The organism is Aedoeadaptatus nemausensis, from assembly GCF_903819165.1.
Taxonomy (GTDB): domain Bacteria; phylum Bacillota; class Clostridia; order Tissierellales; family Peptoniphilaceae; genus Aedoeadaptatus; species Aedoeadaptatus nemausensis.
The window spans coordinates 59,406-80,792 of record NZ_CAIJCS010000019.1; the positions used below are offsets into that span (position 1 = coordinate 59,406).

A 21,387-nucleotide genomic window follows, 5' to 3' on the forward strand; every position below is an offset into this window, starting at 1 on the left:
AAATGCCTCCATAAAAATAGGATCGGTATGCCCAATCCTTGAACCTATCTATTATATCATTACTTGAAATAGAATGAAGTATTTTAATTAATAAGGCAACTCCAAATAACACTCGATGGTATTGCCTTCATAAGCCACCGATCGACAGAGAGATTCCACTAAAAAGAGCCCGCGGCCGCTACAGCAATCCATAGTGCAGGGATCTCCCTCAGGAAAATATTGAATCCCCCTGCCCTCGTCCTGTACGACGATCCTTACGCCGTCGGAGATAAAATCCATGCGCAGGTAAACTTGTTTTTCTCTATCCCATTCGTTGCCGTGATCAGCCCCGTTTAATAAAAGCTCGTCGATAATAAGTCGTATATCAAATAAAAGATCGCGATCCGTAACATAAGATGCCACCTCTCCCATAGCATCGGCAATAAATTCTTTTAATAAAAACATATCGCTAGGTACGGAGCCCTCGATTAAGTTTCCGCGATTCATTACTCTCACCTCTCGTATCTTATGTACCCAATATTAAATAACTGTAATCTGAAGGTTAAAGATTCGGGAAAGAAGAATATTTTTTTGACTACTGTTAAAAAAAATCAATCCAGGGTATAATAAGATTACGCTGACAATTTAACTTTTGAAAGGAGTTCCTAACATGGACAAATACGAATGCACACTTTGCGGATATATTTATGACCCTGCTGAAGGCGACCCGGACAACGGCGTAGAAGCAGGTACTGCATTTGCAGATCTTCCCGCTGATTGGGAATGCCCCCTCTGCGGCGCAAGCAAAGACGACTTTGAAAAAGTTGCATAAATAAACAAAAAAGAGTGCGGATGACCGCACTTTTTTATTGCCTACCATTTTACGCAAATTTACGCAAAACGCAAAACTCCGCCGACGCGGAGTTTTTTTGTTTGCGATTTTAAATTTTTTAAGATGCCCGGTAGGCCTCCATCCGGATCACTTCGTCGGCAATTTGAAGAGACGATGCGCGGTGGCTGACCATTAATACCGTAACGTCTTTTTTCTTTTCCTGCAATGATTTTAAAATGATGGCTTCGTTTAAACTGTCTAAATTAGAAGTGGGCTCGTCGAGGAGAAGGAATGGCGCATCGTGTAAAAAGGCACGTGCCAATCCTAAGCGTTGACGTTCGCCGCTTGAAAGTTTCGATCCCATTTCCCCTACGGGCGTGTCGTAGCCTTGAGGCAGAGAAATAATAAAATCGTGAATCGACGCATCACGACAAGCCGCCTCCAATTCCCCGTCATCGGCATCTGCTTTTGCAATGCGCAAATTGTTGGCAATGGTGTCGTTAAAGAGCTGGCTTTCCTGGGTCATGAACGATTCCATATCTCTCAAGTTCGAGGTGTTAATGTTATGAATATTTTCTTTAGAAATAGAAACTTCTCCGCTGTCCACATCCCAAAAACGCATGAGCAAACGCAAGATCGTAGATTTGCCCGATCCCGATTTTCCCTGCAGGCCTAAAATTTTTCCCTTTTCCACGGCAAGGCTCATGTCCTTTAAAATCATCTCGTCGCCGTACGAGAAGGAAACGTCGTGTAAATCGGCACCGTCGAAGGACGTGTCGATGCCGTCTGTTTTTTCTTCCACCTGAGGCGTCTCTTCCAACAAATCCAGCACCCGATTGCCCGATGCAAAGGTGACTTGCAAAGTATTTCCCAGGGCGGAAAGGGCGAGTGTGGGACCGTAGGAGGACATGATAAAGACGATGGCCACGATGACATCGCTGCCTGTGGCAAGTCCTTTAGTATAGAGAAGACCGCCGAGGACGAAGAGACCTAAATGGAGGGCGGATAAGACGGCCGTAGTAAAGGCGCCGCCGAATCCCGTTTCCCTGCTTAATTTCCGACCGACGCGAATCGCATCGTCTGTCGCCCCATTTAATTGACGAAGATAGCGTTCCTCTCCCCGGTACTGTAGAATTTCTCGAAGTCCGCGAAGGCCGTCTAATACTTTTCCGCTCAATATGCCGTTTTTATTTCTTCCCTGTAAACCGAGGTCGCGGTTTCTGCCGGAAAGATAAACGGGCACGACAATCCCCATGATACTATAGGCCATAAGAGCGTAAAGTGCCATAAAAGGCGATAAGGTATAGAGGAAAACAACCGCCACAACCGAATAGACTGTGGCAATGGCCATGGGAGAAATGGTGTGAGCGTAAAATACTTCCAATAATTCGATATCCGATGTGATAAGCGCGATTAAATTGCCTTTATCTTTACCCTCGAGTTTGGCAGGAGCCAATGTTCTGAGCACGGTAAAGACGCGGCTGCGCATAATCGCCAATATTTTAAAGGCGATGTAGTGATTGCACATTTGCTCGCCGTAGCGGAGAGGACCTCTCACTAAACCTGCCACGATGAGTGCTGGGATTAAATAATTGCCCACGGCTTCCCCTTTGGCAAGGTTCACCAGCCCCAAAGCCGTAATGGTGGAAATGGCCGTCGCCGATAAAAAGCCCAGCACGCCGAGGAAAATGGCGAGCAACATGACGCCAATTAACGGCTTCACCATTCCGACGAGCTGAAGCATGGTTTGGGAATGTTTACGCATGATCTCCCTCCTCTCGATAGGCTTCCAAGGCGACTTGTTGCGCCCAAAGTGATTCGTAAATTCCATTCATCGCCACCAATTGATCGTGGGTTCCTTTTTCTTTCAGTTTGCCGCGATCCAATACATAAATAACATGGGCCTCTTTAATATTGGCCAGGCGATGGCTGATAAACAACACGAGTTTTTCGTCTGCCAATTTATAAAGTTCCGACACGATATGCTCTTCGCTTTCCACGTCAATATTCGATGTTACTTCGTCGAAAATGTATACGTCGCTGTCTTTTAAAAGAGCCATGGCGAGACTTAAACGTTGCCGTTGGCCGCCGCTTAAATTTGTGCCGCCGCTTTCGATAACTGTGTGAAGGCCGTCGGCGATTTCAAAGAAATCTTTTAAATTTACCTGCTCTAACACCGCCCACATACGCTCTTCCGTAGCCCCCGGCTTTGCAAAATCCAAAAGCTCTTTTACCGTGCCGCTCATTAAATAACTTCCCGCACCTAAATAGGTGACGCGATCCAATAAGCCGGCTTCTCGAATATCCGAAAGTTCCGTGTCGAAAAATTTCAAACTGCCTTCATAATGTTTTACCTGCTTCGATAAAATCGCCGCCAAGGTGGATTTCCCGGAGCCGGAAGGCCCGACGATGCCGATAAGGCCCTTGCCCTTGTGCTCAAAAGAAAGATCCTGTAGGGCATTTTTTTCGTCGTCGTAGGAAAAGCTTAAGCTCTTGGCAAAAATGCCTACTTCTTTTCCTTCCACATCCCGGGTGCCGTCTGCGTCATCGGGGAGATCCAGAAGATCAAACATCTTATCTGCCGCCGCCATGCCGTTCATGGCCACGTGGAAAAAGGATCCCAATTGGCGCATAGGCAAAAAATAATCGGCAGATAAAAACAGAATAAAGAGGGCGCCGTATAGACTCAGACTTCCTTCACGAACACCGCCGATACATGCGGCGAGGGCAATGGCCGCGCCGCCGTAAGCTACTAAATCCATTATAATAATGGAATTCAGCTGCATAGTTAACACGCGCATAGTGGCGATGCGGAAAGCTTCCGCCGAGCGATTCATAGCGTCGTGGCGATGGCCGTCGGCTTTATAAATTTTAAGAGTGGTTAAACCTTGGAGATTTTCTAAAAACTGATCCCCTACTTCCGTGTAGCTGCCCCAATACTTTGCGAAAATACGCTTTGCAAATTTTTGCACCATGGCGATGGCCAGGGGAATGAGGGGCACGCCGATCAAAAGAATAATCGCCACCTTCAAGGAGAAATAGGCGATCACCCCAAACAAAATCAAAGGCGCCATCATGCTGTAGAAAAATTGAGGAAGATAAGCAGAGAAATAAATCTCCAATTGATCGACCCCTTCCGTCATAATCTGCACAGCTTCCGCCGTCTTAATTTTTTCCCGATACGCCGTTCCAAAGCCCATAAGCTTTTTGAAAATTCGCTTCCGCAACAGACGTTTAACGTCTACGGATGCCTCGTAAGCGATGGCGTGGCGTTTTCTATAGAAGAAAAACCGGAGAATGAGGATCAAAAGAATACCTGCGCATAGAGGTAGTACATGTTCCCCATTAAAAGATAGAAACTGCCTGAGAAGGGCAATTAACAGTGCCGTCGAGCCGATGCTCATCAATAGATCCAACAGCTGAAGACCTACCGCCTTTTGAATGTAGATCGTCGACTGGGGAACCTCCCGTATTAATCGTTTATTAATCAAAGAGTACCTGCTTTCTTACGAAAGGAAAAGGCCGGCAAACCGGCCCATTCTTATTTATTTATAATCACTTGGCGATTGGCTCCGTCCCAATTAACTTTTGCGCCGGAAATTTCGCCGATGGCGCGAATGGGCACCATAGTGCGTTCGTTGCGAATCATGGCAGGCACGTCGATTGCCTTGGAAGAGCCGTCATGTTTAAGAATTACTTTTTTGCCGATGGGGAGCTTCATGACATTCTTTCCTTCGCCTACGATGGCCGTGCGAGTTTTGCCGTCCCAATCTACTTTAAGTCCTAAAGCTTCGGAAATAAAACGGAGAGGCACCATGGTGCGTCCCTGTTCGATAAAGACGGGACTGTCGGAGGGAACGACTTTCCCGTTGACCATAATCGTAACGTCTTTCTTCCCATTCACCTTGGGAGTGGCAGGCGCTTTCGGCATCTTCGGAGCTTTGGGCGCACTTACAAGTTTGGCGCTGCTCCAATCAAAAGCCAAACGGGCTTTTTGTTCGCCGGCACCGGGTGTGCCGCCTTGCATTTGATCCATGACATCCACCCATACGGCGACGTCGACGATATTTTCTTTTCCGCTTTGTACAAAGCTGAAGCTGTTTGCATATTCACCTTTGCCGGCGCCTTTTACGGCTTCTTTACGACCGCCGGAGGTGACAAAGAGATTCGTCAAATTTCCTTGTTGATTCATAAAGTTCAATGGCTTTATAAAGACTTTGTAGGTGAACTTGCCCCCTTGTTCCTTTACTTCCGCAACGGGGGAAAGTGCTTTGTTGGCCATGGATTCTTTTTCGCTTGTGGCGTGTTTCAACGCCACGGGAACTTCATAGGTTTTACTCGATTCGGCACGAGCTACATTGGGTGCCAGTAAACATACAAGGGCCAGTGCTAAAGATAAAAATTTTTTCATCGTCAATCTCCTTATTTCATATCTTTGGTATCTATGGTGTACAACACTTGAGCGGCTTGGGCGCGGCTGAAGTTTTCTTTTGGTGCAAAGTTTCCATTGCCCATGCCCGACAAAAGGCCTTGGCGGGTCATCTTGTCCACGGAATCCTTCGCCCAGCCGGCAATGGAACCTCCGTCGGAGAAATTCGTATAGCCCGTTGCGGCATAGGATTTATTTTGAGAAGCGAGGAATTTCATCAGCATGACCGCCATTTCCTCGCGCGTAATCGTGCGGTTCGGTTCAAAACGTCCTTGGCTGACACCCGCTACAATGCCTTTCGATTGCGCCCATGCCACATAGCCTGCGTAATACGCTCCGGAAGAAACGTCGCGGAAAGCCGTAGCCGTGTTCGATGTAGACGCTCCTGCCATTCTGCCGAGAATCGAAACAAATTCGCCGCGGGTAATGGCACGTTCGGGCGCAAAGCGACCTTCCCCTTCGCCTTTAAAATAACCGCGCGCATAGCTGTGGGCGATGGCATCCACTGCCCAGTAGCCTGCGGGTACATCGTGGAATGTTCGCAATACCACATCCCGTTCCCGCTCTTTTTGAGCTTTTAAGAAATCTTTTTTCTTTTGCTCTAAGGCTTTTTCGTCGGCCTTTTTCTTTTCATCCTTTTTCTTCTCATCTTCCTTCTTCTTTTCGGGCTCTTTTATTTCGCCGTCAAAGCGTTTGGTTTCCTGAGCGCGACGCCAATTGAATTGAATATAAGCTTCTTGTTCGCCTTTGCCGGCGCCCCCTGCCATTTCGTCCATAATATCGACCCAAACGGCAATTTTTTGATTGCTTACCTTTTCATCCAAGGTGAAAGACCATAAGTCATTGCCATGATAACGGGCTTGGTATTTTCTTCCGTTTTCAAAATAGAAAAGATTGGTTAAATGACCGTCCTTCTCCCCGAGTTTCATGGGCTTAAACTGAACATAGTAAGTGTAATGATCGCGATATGCATCCACCGTAGCCCAGCTGCTCAATGCAGAGGCTGCCATGGATTTGCTGCCGTCGGATTTAACAAGTTCTACCGGCACGTCGTAACGAATGGTTTGATCCTTTTTCTTTTCGTCTTTTTTGTCGTCCTTCTTGTCCTCTTTCGGCTTGTCCTTCTTATCCTCTTTCGGCTTTTCATTTTTTATAACACCGTGCCAACCGTTGATAGCCGCTTCCAGTTCTCGAACACGCCCCTTCGTCAGCTTTCCGACTTCAATTTCTTTCTCCGCCGTTGCCAACAGATCCTTTAATTCCTTTTGAGATTTTTCCGTATAAGGCGATGGATCTTCTTTTTTCTTCTTCTCGATCAGCGTCTTTAAATTGCCTAGATCCGTAGCGTCGGCAGGCTTGGAATTTCCCATAAAGAGGGCAAAGGCTTCGCCTGCTTTTTTCAGATCTTCATCTTTTTTATCCGTAGCTTTTAATAGAGCGGCATTTTTATCGAGATTCTTTTTCAGCGCTCCTTTATCGGCAAGTTTTGTATCGTTTAACTCCGATGCAACTGTTAAAAATCCTTCGTAAACTTTTTTAGCCGTATCATCCATTCCCTTGGTTTTTTCACCGAGGGCGAGGAGGAAATTCAATTCGCTTTCCTTTAAAGCCAGATCATCTTCTTTGGCCGATGCATCTTGTAAAAGACTTCCTGCCGATTTTGTAGAATCATTAAGGGCGCTTACAATTTTTACATCCCACTTGTCTTTATCCGCATCGTTTGCCTTTTGAACGGCTTCGTCTAATGCTTTTTTCGCCTTTTCAAGGGGCGTATCTTCCTTCGGTTTTTGTTCAGGCGTCGGTTCGCCTGGATTCGGTTTCGAAGGGCCGGGCGTGCTCGGGTCTTCAGGCGTGGTCCCCGGTGTATTTGGCTCGCTTGTGCCCGGTTCTTCGGGCGCGACAGGCACATCCACTGTTTTTGTCATCTTGTATTCTGAAATATTTAATATGGCATCATTGACAGAGCCTGCCATGATCGGCACTCCGTCAATGACAAAGGCAAGTGTCATGGTCATCGGCTTCTCATCCAAAGTAAAAGACCAGGCGTTGCCATTTTTTTCGGCCATAACTCGTTCTCCGTTTTTGTAGTAGAAAAGTTTGCCGATGGTAGCTGTTATGCTCATCATTTGCACCGGCTCCGTGGTTAAAGTAAAGGTACATTTTCCATTCTTTTCCACCGCTGTAACTTTCGTGATCGCCTTTGCTGCCATGGAATCCCGATCGGGGTTTGATTTTTTCTTCAATTCATATTTCAGTTCGTAATGTATCTCTTTTTCCGTCTTTTGTTCGCCTTCTGCAAAAGGCTGTGCATAAACACCTTGGGGCATGTCCGGCGCCTTGGCCAATACATTAATAGGTGCCGCTAAAAAGCCGGCACTCATCATGGCCGCCATGGCAATACTTGTGGAACGAATTTTCATCGAATACCTCCTTTTTCCAATTGATCTGCGAAATAAATCGCCGCTTCCTTCAGTTCATCCTCCGTCGCCTCTCTAGATTTTTCCGAGGCCTCTTTCATCTGCTCCCGTGCATCCTTCGGCACGAAGACGAGCAGATCGATGCGCGCCGCCAATTTTTCGTCTACTTTCCCGGGACACAAATAAGTGCCTAAGCTTTCTTTTTTGTAATCGGCGAGGCATTGCTTCAACCCTTCCATGGTTCGCTCCCCGTGTTCGGAATCGGGCATGGCGCCCATGGTTAAAAAGAGACCTGTCTTTTTCGGCGCGCGATCCAAGATTTTCATCACCGCCTTATCGGGCATGGCACGATCACACCAGCCGCCGAGTAAACCGTAATCGAAAGTCGATACATCGGGCTTCTCTTTCAGATCGAAAAGCGTTAAATCGAAAGCGTCTTTTAAAGCATCGTAAAGATACTCCGCCATACGCTTTGTATTGCCCGTCTTCGACGAGTACGCAATAAATCCTTTCATCTAATCCTCCTTCGGTTTCACAATGGACGCATCGCCTACGTGAAGCAGTTCCAGCTCCGTGCCGTATAATTTACTGATGACCCGGCTGTTAAGCACCTCCTTAGGATCCCCTTGGTACACGATTTTGCCACGGTACATGCCGATAACTTCATCAGAATAATTTATAGCCTGCATAATATCGTGCAATACCATGACGATGGTCGTGTTGCGTTCTTCATTGATTTTTTTTACGAGCCGCAAAATTTCCAACTGATACTTTATGTCCAAATAAGTCGTGGGCTCGTCCAGTAAGAGAATGTCGGAGCATTGTGCCACAGCCATGGCGATAAACACACGTTGTTTCTGCCCACCGGATAAGGTTCTGATTTCCCTTTGTGCCAATTCCGTAATGCCGGTCATTTCCATGGCACGATCGATTTCTTCCATATCCTCCGCCGAATATTTTTGCAGAGGTTTTACATAAGGGTTCCGCCCGTAAGATACGTAATCTTTTACCTTTAAATCGCCGATGATTCGATTTTGTTGATGGACGATGCCAAGTTCACGGGCGTAGTCTTTCGGCGGGTAGGAAAAAATATCCTTTCCATGAAGCAAACAGCGTCCACGACTCGGTTTCATTTGGCGACTTAATATTTTTAACAGAGTGGATTTCCCCGAGCCATTGGCGCCCATTAAAGTGGTAATTGCGCCGGGGGTTACTTTTAAATTCAATTTGTTTAAAATCAAGTGGCCCTTGGTATAGGCGTAGCTTAGATTTTTAATCTCCATAGTTTTCGCCTCCCAGTTTTAGCAATGCAATAAAAAAGGGCCCGCCGAAGACGGACATGATCACCGCCGCCGGTATTTCGTAAGGATAGGCCACGATGCGGCCCACCGTATCGGAAAATAGCAGGATTAAACTGCCGAGAAGCATATTAAAGGGCAAAAGATATTTATGATCGCCGCCGACGAGGACTCTGCCGATATGAGGCGCGATTAAACCTAAAAAGCCGATGACGCCCGCTACCGCCGTGGTGACGGAGGCTAAAATAATAGCAATAAGCGCCACGATAAAGCGATCGCGGTCGACGCGCACGCCCAGCGCGCGAGCGGTTTTATCTTCCAGACTCAATAGGTTTAACGAGCGAATGGTAAATAGCGCCGCGATTAAAAAGATAATCACGTAGAGGAAGAGAATGTGCACATCGCTCCAAGTTTTTTGCGCCACGTTTCCTTCGATAATCGCTTGGGTGGCGCTTAAATTTCGCCCCATAATGGATTTAATACCTTCGCCGATGCCGATAAAAGTCATGTTTAACGCCACGCCCACGAGAATTAATCGCGTCGGGCGCACGCCTCCGTCCCATGCCAAGGTGTAGATCAAAAAGTACGCCAACAATCCGCCGGCGATCGACAAAAGAGGCGACCAACCCATAAGCGCCGGCGATAGTGCGAGTACCATGGAGTTGACAAAGTTTGCCGCCGATGAAATGCCGATAATGCCGGGATCGGTCATGGGGTTTTTCATCACCGCCTGCAAAAGCGTGCCCGATGTGGCGAGGGATGCGCCGGCTAAGATGGCGATAAAGACGCGGGGAAAACGCAAATCGTAAATTCTCGCCACTTCCCCGTCATAGGAAAAGAACAGGCCGCGCAAAATTTGTCCCACGCCTAATTTTAAAGATCCTTCCGTTAGGGAGAAGAAAAAAACTACGACCAGGAGTACGGCGACGGCGGCGAAGGAAATCCATCGCCTCCGTTCTTTTTGTTTTAATTCGTCAATTCCCTTGTCCATAGAACACCTTTTCTAAATCACCCAGTGCCTCTTTGTAGGAAAAATTGGCACTCATACCAAATATCTTCGTATTAAGGTCATACACTTTGTCATCTTTTACAGCTCGGAAATGTTTCCAGACGTCGTTGTTTTTAAATTCATCCTGAAACATTTGATGCACCTTGTCGGGCATGGCGTGTGCCGTTCTCAGAATAATGTCCGGATCTTTTTCCAGCATATCTTCCGTGTTGACCGTTAAAAATTGCTGATCCTCGTCGGGATAGACATTCTCTCCCCCCGCCAGTTTGACGAGGCTGCCTACATAGGATTTGTCCGTGGCTACGACATAGGATCCGGGAAGGCCCATTAGAATAAGAACTTTCGGCGCGGGTCCTTTGTTTCTCGATTTAAAATCCTTCATGAACTCGTCGTAATCTTTAACGAGGGCTGCGGCTTCTTTTTCCCGGTTGAGAAGATGACCTAAATCTTCAATGGAACGGTACATTCCCGGCACATTGGATAGGTTTACGAAACCGAAATGGATGCCCGCCGCCCGATACTTGGGGAGTAAATCGGGCATAAGGCTCACCGGCGAAAATACGTAATCGGGATTGAGAGATGATATTTTTTCCATATCCGGATTCATGGCCATGCCGATGGTGGGCAAGTCGGCGTATCGCGCCGGCGGCGATTGCAATTGCGATTCCGCAATGGCGACGAGATCCACATCCAGCTTGTCCATAATGTCGGCACAAGCCGCCGATGTGGTGATGATCCGCGCGTGATCGCCGTCGATACTTTTCGCAGGTTTCGATTGTTGATCCACACATCCCGTGAGCAAAAGGAAGAGCAATGTCGCACTAAAAATCTTCAAAACTGAAGTCTTCATCCTCATCTTCCTCTCTCAATTCGTTGAGCATGCGCTTTTTCTTTGCTAAGAAATAGAATACCGCTCCCGCTGTTAAGGATGCGCAGGTCAAAAAGACGATGACCGCCATAAAGGACGCAAACATAATCCGCGTCGCCGGTCCCCAGGGTGCCTTTTTCTTGGGTGCTTCCTGTTGCTCGTCTTTTCCCTTTGCTCCTTTTTCCATCTCTTGAATTTCAGGAGAATCTTCCGTTAATAGCCCGTGCTCGTATCCAATGTCGCTTTCCGTATCACCCAGACCCGACGCGCCGCCGTGGGTAACGCCGTCTGTCGTGTGATCATCTGACGAGGTGTCGGAAGATGTATTGGTTGACGGTGATCCTGCAGATGACGTAGCTGTAGGCGCCGTCGACACTCCCTGTGCCGGCGCAGCGCTATCTACTTTCGGCTTCGGGCTCTGGGCACTTTTGGCAGGCTGTGCCCCTTTTGCTTGTGCAGGCGCCGATTTGGCGGATGCGACGAAATCCGTATTGCCCGCCGTCATCTTGCCCATGTCACCGTAAAAAACAACTTCTCGACCCATGGCGTCGATGAAAAGGCTTAGGCGAATAATGCAATCCTTCGCCGGCAATTGAACGCGAAAATCTTTCCACTCGCCGCCGCCTTGGGGGCTTTCGTAGCTTACGCCACTAAAACCGCTTCCCCCTTTTCCTTGTACGGCAATACTTACTTTTGAAATATTATCCATCATGTGAAGGCGCAGCGTTAAATAGCGCTTGCCTCCAATTTCTTCGTAAAGAGCCTGAGGATGAAGCACGCCCTCGGCCATACCTTGGCCAATGCCCTCGTTTTTACCGGAGTCTTCGATCACACCGGTAATCGGATGGCGGTACGATGCCCGCATATCCACAATATAGGGTCCATTGGCAAAACATAGGCCGGGCATCATCAGAAGGAAGAGCGCCATGAAAAGAGTGACTATTTTTTTCATCGTTTCTCCCTTTCTCTGTCCGCTTCATACATCAATTCCTCCATATACAAACGGTAATATTTTTGCGTGAGGTACACGCCCCCGCCGAGAGCGGCAAGGATTAAAATGAAAAATAAAATAATCAAACCCGGCCTCTCTTTCTCTTGTAATGGGTCTTTTTCCGCAGATGTGCCAACGGTGTCATTGCCGGCGTCCACGGGATCACTTTCCTGATTTTCTTCCGGCAAAGCATCTTCTCCATCCCATTCATCGTCCGGAGATGATTCCGCAGAATCTACACTTTCCGAAGAGGCGGTAGATTCCGACGCGCTCGCGGAAGCAGGCGATACACTTTGCGCAGGTTGTGCCGTGATTTTTTGCACCTGCTTCGGTGTCACTCTTTGTGTCGGTTTAACAGCTTGCGCCTTCGCCGGCTTGACGGCATTTGCCTTTGCAGGAGGCTTTACCGTAAAGCCCCCTTTCGCCTTGGGGATGGACCCTCCCGTCTTGATTAAAAAGGTACCTAATTGTTCCGTTTCTATAGAAAGCTTTCCATTTTTAATCGTCGATGGAATTTTTTGCCCCTTCTCGTTCAAAACCTCCGCCGAGGTTCCCTTAAAGGGAAAGGCTATTCGCACCATTTTTTGCGGTGTCAGTTGTTTTCCGAGAGACTGTACCTTTCCATTGAAATCTTTGGGAATGGTTTGGATGGGCGCTCGCGCTTCCAGACGATACCCTTTCGTTCCCGGGGGAAGCTTTAGATTTTTCAGTTTACTTTGCAATTCATTTCCCATAAGGGCATTGGCATAAAATTCAAAGTCTTCGTCAAAACCGTCGGCCGGTACGATCAGTTCCACGCCTTTATCGACATAGGAGTGAGCGTCTTTAAAGGAAGGTTTCTTACCGCCTCGTTCCCCTCGTTGAAGGAGTTGGGATTGATTCATCTCCATTTTCTGAAGCTTGGAAAAATCCATTTTCAAACGGGCATTTAAAGGCTCATCGCCCATAGGCGCCACTTTCGGATCGACTTTTACCTTCATCCAATCCGCTTTTCTCTCTAATGGTAAAGCGAAAATACTCGGGCGGGGCAAGGATTCGCCATCAACTTTTAAATCGTAAGCCAAAGGTTTTGCCGCCCGGAGCCCTTCATCCGTTTCGTAAAATACGCGACACAAAGACGCCTGAATATTGGAAACCTTTAGGGCTTTTGTTCCCAGATAAAGGGTAGCCCTTCCGTCTTTTACGAGAAGCTCCGCCTTTTGATCTAAGGCACCGTTGCCCATGGAAGGCTTATCTTCGCTTTCGTGCCATAGGGCTACGGGAAGGCTGTATAGGCCGTCCTCTAAATTCAGCGGCGAAGATGTATTTTGAGGAAGTGCTTTTTTCTCTGCACTTTCCTTCTCCTCCATCGTCCCCGTTCCATCGGGCCATTCAATCTTTAGTCTGGCCTCTTGCTCGCCAAAACCCATTTCCCCCATGACGGGCACGTAAAACGTTAAATTATAAGTGGATCGATTGGGATCGACGACAAACTCCACCGTCTTCGGATAAAGCTTGCCTCGTAATTTTTCGTCTTTCCCCGTTTTCGGGTGATTGTAACTGTCGTACTCTTTGTAAGAACTTAGAACCTTTCCCTTCTTTCCGTCCATGGAAACCTCGCCTAAATATCCGCGGGTTCCCATAAATTCAAGGGGCATAAATTCCAAAATAATGCGATGTTCATCGCCGTCGATGACCCAATTCGCTTCCGGCTTTAAGGCGCTTTTTGCCATGCTGGGTTCGTCGCTCGTTTTTTTCAGCAAACTGACCCTCGCCGTTCCCCGGCTCGCCATTGCCGCGCCGGGCATAAGTAATAAGGCGAGGACAATGAGCCCTATGAAATTAACATAACGTTTCATGTCCCCTCCTTTGGGTTTACCTTATTCCCCCGCCGATTCCCTCGTCTGAGTGGGAATCCGTTTAAGGAAAATATAGTAATGAAAAGCCAGTACGAAAGGGATGGCCATGCGAGCATGTTTTACGGGAATGAGGACGAAGCAAATAGTGAATAGAACCGTAATAACGGCCAACACTTTATACTTCTTTTCTTTCGTCATGCCCTTTCCGTTTAATACGGGCTCCACATTGTTCCTGTACATAGGCAGTTCCGTAAGCCATTGATGAAACTTTTCGGAACCCCGCGCGAAACACGCTGCCGCCAATATTAGAAAAGGCGTCGTCGGAAGCACCGGAAGGTATACGCCAATGAAGCCGATACCTGTAAAAATAAAGCCCAATATCATAAACACTATTTTCAAACATCTTCTCCTTTAACTAGCACTGCGCAAGATTTAACACGAGTAAATAATTTGCCTCGCCGCGATGACCTGAGAAATTAATGGCGGCAAGGGAGCGGAACCATGTGTAGGAAACTAAAATTCCGCCGCCTAAATAAGTCCAATCACCGAATACGCTTAAGGGAATTTCCGCCCGCCGATCTTTAAAAGCGATAGAATGACTTTCGCCTCCTCGCTGGTAAAGCAATTCCTTGAGCAAACCTTGCTTAATATAGCCCTTATGCTCTTTCCTTAAGGTCTGTGTTTTGAACACCACGTGAGGCGCATCGTCTATGACCAGTTCCGCCCGATGATCGAACACGCGATTGGCCATAGACTTTGCGATGACCGCATTTTTTTCCTTTACCCGCTGTTGGTAAACCGTCAAATATAAAGGATAGGATCCGCGATCCAATATGCGGAGAAGAAAATCTTCCGAAACGGTTTGGGAGGACTCGGGCAAAAATTGAAACAATTTCGTCTTCTTAGATAGAAAACGACCGATGCCGTTATCTTCATCTCCGATTAATTCCTCCGAAAACTTCATGGCCTGATCGCTTTCGATACCGAAGATTTCTTGAATCGTAAAGGAAATCAATTCTTTTTTATCTTCCAACCTACGCTTGATAACCTCGCCGATTTCCGTCACGAAGTAATCATTCTTCAGCTTGTACAAAATGCCCGCCTTAACCATGCGATCGAGCATTTTCTTTGCATTCGGTCGCGAGCAATTGAAAATTTGACTTAAATCGTTAATCGTTCGGCTCGGATGCTCTTCCGTAAAGCAAAGCAAGTAATTTTGCTGTTGTTCAGTTAATCGTAATTCCGTCATCACGTCATCCTTCCAATGAAGTATTTGATACTCTATATCATTTATAATCGCTTTTCATTGTAAGATTTTATTCCGTGTCATTCAACTGTTTTTTCATCATGGAAAGGAATGCAGCCTATGCCGCATTCCTCCATTTTTAATTAGCTGCTTTCTGAATCTCTTTGTATGCCCAGTGATTAACCGGAACATCTTTAAACTGTACCTTACCGGGTCTTTCCATTACTTTAAATGCACGGTTTACAATGACCACAAGTTCCGCACGGGTTACTGTTTTCTCGCCGCCGAAACTTCCGTCGGGGTAGCCCTGGACAATGCCTGCCGATTGAACGGCACCGACATAACCGTTGTACCATGCCCCGGGCGCCACATCATTAAATCGCGCATTGTCCGCTTTTAGATTTAAGATGCGGGCCATGATCGTCGCCAATTCGGCGCGCGTCAAGGTTTCTTGGGGACGAAGACTTCCGTCACCAAAGCCGTTTAAAATGGATAGGCCGTGTAAGCGCGCCATGCTCTTGCCGTACCATGCGTTGCCGTCCACATCGCCGGGTAAACTGTAAGCTTGGCTTCCTTGAATGAATTGATTCAAGATAGTGGATACTTCCGCCCGAGTTACCCCTTGGTTCGGTTTAAAGTTTCCGTCGGGGAAACCTTTCACGTAGGCCTTTTCAGGGGCTTTCACCGTAAAGTTGTTTGTCTTTTGTTCCGTACGCTTAGGTTCTTCTTTCTTCGGCTCTTCTTTCTTCACCTCAGGCTGTTTTACCTCAGGCGCCGGCGCTTGATACCTCGGACGGTAAGAAGGAGCGGGGGATTCATGTCTCGGCTCTTGGCGAGGCCATGGATCCGGTTTTGGAACAGGTTTCGGTTCCGGCCTCGGCGTCGGCACGTCGGGAACGGGATTCGGTCTCGGCGTTTCCTTTACCAATTGATCCATAGCATCGAAAACAGATGTTATTGCTCGATTGATGTCGGTAATACTGTCGCCTACCAACGCCGCTTTTGCCGAGGTAATGGCCGCCTCAAGCTTACCTTTCGACTCCGCCGTGTAGGAGGCGGCAGTAAGTTTCGCCTCCGCTTTTTCAATGGCCTCTTTTAATACCATTTTTGCTTTTTCGAGACTGTCGTCTACCTTCGGCGGTTTTTCTTCCGATTCTTCGACCTTCTTCATATTGGCGATATCGTAGCTTAATCGCATAATATCTTCGTTAAAGCCTGGTCCGTTACCGATTACGTATTTTACTTTTACGAAATGTTCCGGACGAAGGTCTTTGCCCATGTCGATAGTGACGGAAGTTAAATCTCCCATGGCATCGGTCACTTTGTCGATGACGGGCATGGCTTCCACTTTGCCTTCCTTATCGGTAGAAGCAAAGAGAATATCTTTTAAATGTCCTTGGAGTCCGGCTATTTCCAAAACCTTACAATTGACGACGACGCGGTAATGGATCCCCCCTTCTTTGTCCGTGGTCTTGATCACCTTCGCAGGAGACTCAAAGACACCGGCTGCCATAGAATCTTGGGGCTTACTTTCGTGAAGAGCCCTAAAGGGAAGCTCGTAGATTTCCGTTTTAATCGCCCCTTCTTGAGACGGTTTTTCCAAAAGATCGATGGCTTCTTGTAAGGTCTTGCGGCCGTGTTTCAAGCTGTCCAAACTGGAGCTATGATCGTCGACAATTCTCTGTACAAAGGCGATGCGCTCTTGTAATTGCAACCAGCTTGCCGGCGTATAATCACTTTCCTTCAACTCACGAGCCGCTAAGAGCTCTTGCTTTAACGCTTCCCGCTCAGCTTCACGCTCTTTCTTGCCCGTAATAGAGTGCAATTTTGCCATGGCTTCTGTTAATTCCCTAGCCGCTCCGTTAACTTCTTCTTGAGAGGGGAAGGGACGTTCCATAAGCTCTTCAGCCGCTTCTACTGCTAATTCCAAGCGATGGAAAGATTCCGGCGTATAATCGCCTGCGTTGTATTGGGCCTCTTTGTAAGTTTTCAACGCTTTTTCCAAAACCTTTTTATCGACCAAAGTGTCGCCGTCTTTACGCTTCAATCCGTCCAGGGCTATGTTTAGATCGTCGGTCGTATTATCGACCATATCTTGATTCTTTTCCCCGTCGGGTTTTTGAAGAATATCTTTCGCTTTCGCTAAAGCCTCTTGCACTGCTTGCCACGTTTCACCGGTGTAGTCTTCCCCTGTTAAACCTTCCGCGCGTTCAATGGCACTCTTTAATTTCGATTGATCGAAACGGGATTCGCCTTTTTTGCGGAGCTTATTGAGACCTTCTTTTAAGTTGTTGTAAACTTTGTCTACGTCGTCTTGACTTGCCTTGTCGTTGGCTATGGTTTGCTCCGCCATGGGCAGGTAAATGTCGATATATTGCCAGTAACGTAGATCGTCCTTCGTTTCTATGGCGTATTCCGACTTATGAGCCAGGGCTTCGCGTGCCTTGGCGACTAATGCGCGAAGTTTATTCTTGTCGACGTAATTGGGATCTTTTTCCTCAAGGGGCTTGAGGGTGACGCTCCAAGCACTGGCGCCGGGATTGGCAGTCCATGTTTTGGAGCGATCACTTAGTCCGTAATAGCCGTCTTCCATATCTTGGAGTTCTACATTGGAAGGGATGAAGTTAAGGCGTACTTTCTTTTCCTTTTGTCCCGGTGCAAATTCTATGTTTTGCTCCGTTCGGTACACATCTTGGCCCGTTAATTTTAAGCGAAGAGCCCCATCATAACCGTTGCGGTTTAAGCGAACATTTATTTCTTTGCTCTCAACTTTGTTAACTTTGACGGTCTTCGTCAACAGCTTTTGACTGTCGACGGTGAAATCTTCGCCGCCGTCGACCATGGCGTAATAGCCATTTTGAATACCGCTTACATCGATCGTGTAGTTACCTAAGGGCAGCTTAATGGTTTGTAGTCCCGGGTTTACTATGGTCGGCACATATTCCTGACCTTCCACATCTTTATTTTTCACCACGAGGGACACGTTAACCTTGTCCGGATTGTTTAAGCTAATGTGAACATCTGCCGTATCGACGGATTCAAAGCGCACTTCCAGCTCTTTCACGAGCTCGTCTTCTCCGATTTCAAATTCCCGTGTTTTTTCGCCGATTAATTTGTAGTTTCCGTCTTTCACGTTAACCACAAGTAAATGCTTACCGGGGGAAAGATTGTTGGGATCTTCGATTTTGCCGTCGGGGCTTTGTACCGTCCAGTTAAAGGCTTCTGCAGGCACGGGATCATTGCCGGCCAATGCTTTGATGCGCACGCCCCGTTCGTTGCCCGTGCGTTCGCCGCTAGCCAAAGGATAGCGCAAATCGTTGCGGGCTTGGTCGTTGATTTCCACTTCGTAATCAGCGAGATTTAAATCCTTCACGTCAAAGACGTATTTCCCGTTTTCCACCTTGGGCTCGATGGTATCTTTGTCTTTTTTCAAAACGACAGACAAAATGCCGGAGCCATTTTCCTCGATGGATTCGACGGTGTAGGTGCTCTTGTCATCGTTAAAGTACGCCTTCGTCACGCGAGGATATACTCTGTCCATGGTAATGGGGAATTCCAGCACTTGGCTGTCCGCACCGATGGATTTTCCTGCCGCGGCGACTTTTACCGTCATGTGGTATTTCCCGTCGGGAAGGGGTTTACCCGATAAATCGTTACCATTCCATTGCCAGTGAGGTTTGGTGGTCATCATATTATTGGCAAACATATTGCCCGTTCTCGGATCCACGAAGAAGTTTTTCACGCCGTGGTCTTCCGGATTTTTGCTGTAGTAAACTTGTTTGCCTTGATGATCGTTAATGGCGATTTCGACGCCGCCGAAATTTCTCAGGAAGGTCGCCATAAAAATGGCCTTATCCACTCTTCCGTCGCCGTTGGGCGAGAAGGCGATCTTTTCTTTATCGAAGATGGGATTGGCCTTCGTCGATTTTGCTTGCGCCCCCAATACGATAAGGTTTTTGTCGATTTCGCCTCCGATATTGGTGCCGTAATAATCGTCTTCTTTGCCCATGTCGTAATAATAGGAGCGCTTGCCTTCGGCTACTAAATCATAAAGGGGTTTTTCCGCTACTTCCAACTTGTCGAAGCTTCCGTGGAAGCCGACGAAAGGTGCCGATAAATTCACGCCGTTTTGCTCTTCACAGAAGACAAAGCCTTCCAGGAAGAAACCGTTGGGCATGGTTTGCCCTAGTTTGTCCAAGCCCGTTACGGTAAGTTCTACTGTTAATTCCAGCGATTGATGGGGTTCAACTGTGACGGTCTTCCTTTCACTTTCGGAAATTTTCTCGGGACGCAAGACGATCTTGCCGTCTTCGACCTTATCCGTATTTAAAACCCCGTAGTAGGTGTAGGTCTTCGCCTCATCTGACAGGTTGACGATTTTAAAGGGCACGGTCACCTTGTCGCCACTTAAATTTTTGCCTAGGTTTATGGAGGTTAAGCCGTGAGATCCTTCGATAAAAGCGGTGGTCGTAATGGCTTTATCCACTTGCATCAAGCCCGAGCCTTGTTGGCGGGGCGAGGCATAGGCGCCGGAATCCTTGTATTTGTAAGGTTGCGCCGTAGACATTAAGAGTTTTTTAATGAGATCGTACTTCTTATCCCCGTGAATATTCGGGAAATCTTTCTCTACCCGTTGCTTCACGAGGGCCACGCCGCCTGCCACGTGGGGCGCCGCCATGGACGTACCGTCCATGACGCCGTATTGATTGTCATTTAAAGAGGATAAAATGCCGCCGCCCGGCGCCGCAATATCCGGTTTTAAATTCCCATTGGGTGTCAAACCCCAAGAGGAAAATTCCGAAGGTTGTCCGCCATCTTCACTTGCGCTGTAAACATATTCGTCGTTAAATCGAATTTGCGCTTGGGGATTGCGTGCGATGGTGTCTTTTAAATAAAGGCCGTCTTTCCTGTTGACGAAAGCGGCGGGAATGGTCGTCCCCGGCGCTTCCACTTGAATCAGGGGCATATCCGGTTCGTTATCGTAAATGATGACGCCTGCATAACCCTTGTCCCTTGCATTGTTAATCTTGTCCGCAAAGGAAAGAGGATCACCGCTAACAGGTCCGGGCTCGCCCCGTTCGATTAAGGCGTAGGTATTTCCGTCTCCCTGTTCTTTAAAATCATTCGGTCGTCCGTAACCGCAATCTTTCAGGGAAACCCATTGATCCGTTACTTTGCCGTTGGTCGTCGGTTGGAAACTTAACACCCGATCGTCACCTTTGATTTGAATACCTTTTTTAGCCACCTGCATATTTTGGATGGAGGCTACGGAAAGGGAGTTGGGGCTGACGGAAGGATCGGCCAACATGCCGATGTCCGGATTTTCAGCTTTCGGCTTGGCATTTAAACCGGGAGAATAGCCGAAGAATCCATTGTTCCCCGCCGCAATGGCCACGAGAATCCCCGCTTGCTTTGCTTTTTCAAGAGCGAGTACCGTGTTGGGGAATACATAATCTTCCGTACCGGCAGGAGAGCCGATACTGATGTTCATGGAATCGACACCTAATTTAATGGCATCGTCAATTGCCTTGGTGTAAATTTCCGCCGAGGTGCCGTTGCCGAACATGCCGCCGCCGAAGACGCGCATGAACACGATTTGCGCTTCCGGCGCCACCCCTTGAATTTTTTTGCTGTTTCCTGCCACAATGCCCGAAACGTGCATGCCGTGGCTCATGGGGTCAAATTCTTTGATGGATGTGGATTTGTTGGCGTAGTTGTAGCCGAAGGGAATCTTCGAGCTGAAATACTCGCCCCGTGCAATATCCAAATCATCGATCATTTTCTTAACTTCTGCTTGATTTTTAATGCGTCCGCTGTTCGGGTCGCTTAGCTTCATAGCTTCGTGATAGGGGTCGACGCCGGAGTCGATGACGGCGATGACACTGCCTTTGCCCGCATAGCTTTTTTCCCAAGCCTTATCCGCTTCCACCATCCCGTTAGAGGAGGTGTCCATAGGGCGGTAAGCCGAGCGCGGCATCATCGGTCGTTTGGGAGCTTTGAACTGTTGGGAAATTTCTACCGATTCCACATCGTTCATTTTTTCAATGGTCGGAATATCTTTCCGTTGCACTTCCAAAGCGACGCCGGTATAGGCCACGTCGTAAGTTTCCACCACCCGGTAGTTAATCTTCGCCGCCTTTAAACTATCGTAAAAAGTTTCCCGTGCCGCACGAGAATAGGCGACTTGTGCGCGAATATTGGCTTCCTTATTTAAATCTTCGGCGTCCACCGATCGGATACCCGTTCTTCTCTCCCGCTTACGCTCTTTCAGCGCCACAAGCAAGGTGATTTTTTCGGATGGATCTTTATCGCCAAAGGAGGCAGCTTTGGCCGCCCCATTGGGGGCGGCTGCAAAGCCCGGACTCATCATCGCTGTAAAGAGCATTAAGAAACTTAATACGACAGGTATGACAAATCGTTTGAAACTAACTCCTTGTTTACTCATCAGGTGAGCATCCTCTCTTTCTTACTTTTCCGCAT

General features: G+C 47.7%; 15 protein-coding genes. 1 reads left to right on the plus strand and 14 read right to left on the minus strand.

Annotated elements, in window-relative coordinates:
• Window positions 1–87 precede the first annotated feature (87 nt).
• Complete coding sequence (locus PEPTYR26121_RS04925) at window positions 88–486, minus strand: ATP-binding protein (RefSeq protein WP_180499832.1); 399 nt, start codon at window positions 484–486, stop codon at window positions 88–90.
• Between the two features lie 163 nt (window positions 487–649).
• On the opposite strand from PEPTYR26121_RS04925, the gene rd reads away from it, so the two are divergent.
• The gene (gene rd / locus PEPTYR26121_RS04930) at window positions 650–811 is read left to right on the plus strand and encodes a rubredoxin (RefSeq protein ID WP_180499834.1); all 162 of its coding nucleotides are present in this window, start codon (window positions 650–652) and stop codon (window positions 809–811) included.
• Window positions 812–929: 118 nt separating this feature from the next.
• Here the strand turns inward: rd and PEPTYR26121_RS04935 are convergent, their stop codons facing one another.
• From PEPTYR26121_RS04935 to PEPTYR26121_RS04995, 13 genes are all read right to left on the minus strand, one after another.
• On the minus strand, window positions 930–2,576 hold the full coding sequence (locus PEPTYR26121_RS04935) for an amino acid ABC transporter ATP-binding/permease protein (RefSeq protein WP_180499836.1): 1,647 nt from the start codon (window positions 2,574–2,576) through the stop codon (window positions 930–932).
• Window positions 2,569–4,302 (minus strand): ABC transporter ATP-binding protein/permease, encoded by a 1,734-nt coding sequence (locus tag PEPTYR26121_RS04940; RefSeq protein WP_218956320.1) that lies wholly within the window; start codon window positions 4,300–4,302, stop codon window positions 2,569–2,571. Before PEPTYR26121_RS04940 ends, PEPTYR26121_RS04935 begins: the two co-directional genes overlap by 8 nt.
• 50 nt (window positions 4,303–4,352) lie before the next feature.
• Complete coding sequence (locus PEPTYR26121_RS04945) at window positions 4,353–5,222, minus strand: stalk domain-containing protein (protein WP_180499838.1); 870 nt, start codon at window positions 5,220–5,222, stop codon at window positions 4,353–4,355.
• An 11-nt stretch (window positions 5,223–5,233) separates the two neighbouring features.
• Window positions 5,234–7,660 carry an S-layer homology domain-containing protein gene (locus PEPTYR26121_RS04950; protein WP_180499840.1) on the minus strand — a complete coding sequence of 809 codons (2,427 nt, stop codon included), beginning with the start codon at window positions 7,658–7,660 and terminating at the stop codon, window positions 5,234–5,236.
• Complete coding sequence (locus PEPTYR26121_RS04955) at window positions 7,657–8,172, minus strand: flavodoxin family protein (RefSeq protein WP_180499842.1); 516 nt, start codon at window positions 8,170–8,172, stop codon at window positions 7,657–7,659. The genes PEPTYR26121_RS04950 and PEPTYR26121_RS04955 overlap by 4 nt, the downstream gene beginning before the upstream one ends.
• Window positions 8,173–8,940: an ABC transporter ATP-binding protein gene (locus PEPTYR26121_RS04960; protein ID WP_180499844.1), complete on the minus strand. Its 768-nt coding sequence runs from the start codon at window positions 8,938–8,940 to the stop codon at window positions 8,173–8,175. It lies immediately after the preceding gene.
• Window positions 8,930–9,946, minus strand: a complete 1,017-nt coding sequence (locus PEPTYR26121_RS04965; RefSeq protein ID WP_180499846.1) for a FecCD family ABC transporter permease — start codon at window positions 9,944–9,946, stop codon at window positions 8,930–8,932. Before PEPTYR26121_RS04965 ends, PEPTYR26121_RS04960 begins: the two co-directional genes overlap by 11 nt.
• The gene (isdE, locus tag PEPTYR26121_RS04970) at window positions 9,930–10,799 is read right to left on the minus strand and encodes a heme ABC transporter substrate-binding protein IsdE (protein WP_343045216.1); all 870 of its coding nucleotides are present in this window, start codon (window positions 10,797–10,799) and stop codon (window positions 9,930–9,932) included. Before isdE ends, PEPTYR26121_RS04965 begins: the two co-directional genes overlap by 17 nt.
• Window positions 10,786–11,784, minus strand: a complete 999-nt coding sequence (locus PEPTYR26121_RS04975; RefSeq protein WP_180499850.1) for a heme-binding Shp domain-containing protein — start codon at window positions 11,782–11,784, stop codon at window positions 10,786–10,788. The genes isdE and PEPTYR26121_RS04975 overlap by 14 nt, the downstream gene beginning before the upstream one ends.
• On the minus strand, window positions 11,781–13,661 hold the full coding sequence (locus PEPTYR26121_RS04980) for an NEAT domain-containing protein (protein ID WP_180499852.1): 1,881 nt from the start codon (window positions 13,659–13,661) through the stop codon (window positions 11,781–11,783). Before PEPTYR26121_RS04980 ends, PEPTYR26121_RS04975 begins: the two co-directional genes overlap by 4 nt.
• Window positions 13,662–13,682: 21 nt before the next feature.
• Window positions 13,683–14,051 carry a YbaN family protein gene (locus PEPTYR26121_RS04985; protein ID WP_246285908.1) on the minus strand — a complete coding sequence of 123 codons (369 nt, stop codon included), beginning with the start codon at window positions 14,049–14,051 and terminating at the stop codon, window positions 13,683–13,685.
• A gap of 25 nt (window positions 14,052–14,076) precedes the next feature.
• Window positions 14,077–14,910 (minus strand): helix-turn-helix domain-containing protein, encoded by an 834-nt coding sequence (locus tag PEPTYR26121_RS04990; protein WP_180499856.1) that lies wholly within the window; start codon window positions 14,908–14,910, stop codon window positions 14,077–14,079.
• Window positions 14,911–15,046: 136 nt separating this feature from the next.
• Window positions 15,047–21,352, minus strand: coding sequence for a S8 family serine peptidase (locus PEPTYR26121_RS04995; RefSeq protein ID WP_180499864.1), 6,306 nt, complete (start codon window positions 21,350–21,352; stop codon window positions 15,047–15,049).
• Between the last annotated feature and the right edge of the window lie 35 nt (window positions 21,353–21,387).

Coding starts and splice junctions, on each gene's coding strand:
- rd (WP_180499834.1), top strand. CDS start 650: ATGGACAAATACGAATGCACACTTTGCGGATATATTTATGACCCTGCT.
- PEPTYR26121_RS04925 (WP_180499832.1), bottom strand. CDS start 486: ATGAATCGCGGAAACTTAATCGAGGGCTCCGTACCTAGCGATATGTTT.
- PEPTYR26121_RS04945 (WP_180499838.1), bottom strand. CDS start 5,222: ATGAAAAAATTTTTATCTTTAGCACTGGCCCTTGTATGTTTACTGGCA.
- PEPTYR26121_RS04950 (WP_180499840.1), bottom strand. CDS start 7,660: ATGAAAATTCGTTCCACAAGTATTGCCATGGCGGCCATGATGAGTGCC.
- PEPTYR26121_RS04995 (WP_180499864.1), bottom strand. CDS start 21,352: ATGAGTAAACAAGGAGTTAGTTTCAAACGATTTGTCATACCTGTCGTA.
- PEPTYR26121_RS04990 (WP_180499856.1), bottom strand. CDS start 14,910: ATGACGGAATTACGATTAACTGAACAACAGCAAAATTACTTGCTTTGC.
- PEPTYR26121_RS04980 (WP_180499852.1), bottom strand. CDS start 13,661: ATGAAACGTTATGTTAATTTCATAGGGCTCATTGTCCTCGCCTTATTA.
- PEPTYR26121_RS04965 (WP_180499846.1), bottom strand. CDS start 9,946: ATGGACAAGGGAATTGACGAATTAAAACAAAAAGAACGGAGGCGATGG.
- PEPTYR26121_RS04935 (WP_180499836.1), bottom strand. CDS start 2,576: ATGCGTAAACATTCCCAAACCATGCTTCAGCTCGTCGGAATGGTGAAG.
- PEPTYR26121_RS04960 (WP_180499844.1), bottom strand. CDS start 8,940: ATGGAGATTAAAAATCTAAGCTACGCCTATACCAAGGGCCACTTGATT.
- PEPTYR26121_RS04975 (WP_180499850.1), bottom strand. CDS start 11,784: ATGAAAAAAATAGTCACTCTTTTCATGGCGCTCTTCCTTCTGATGATG.
- PEPTYR26121_RS04955 (WP_180499842.1), bottom strand. CDS start 8,172: ATGAAAGGATTTATTGCGTACTCGTCGAAGACGGGCAATACAAAGCGT.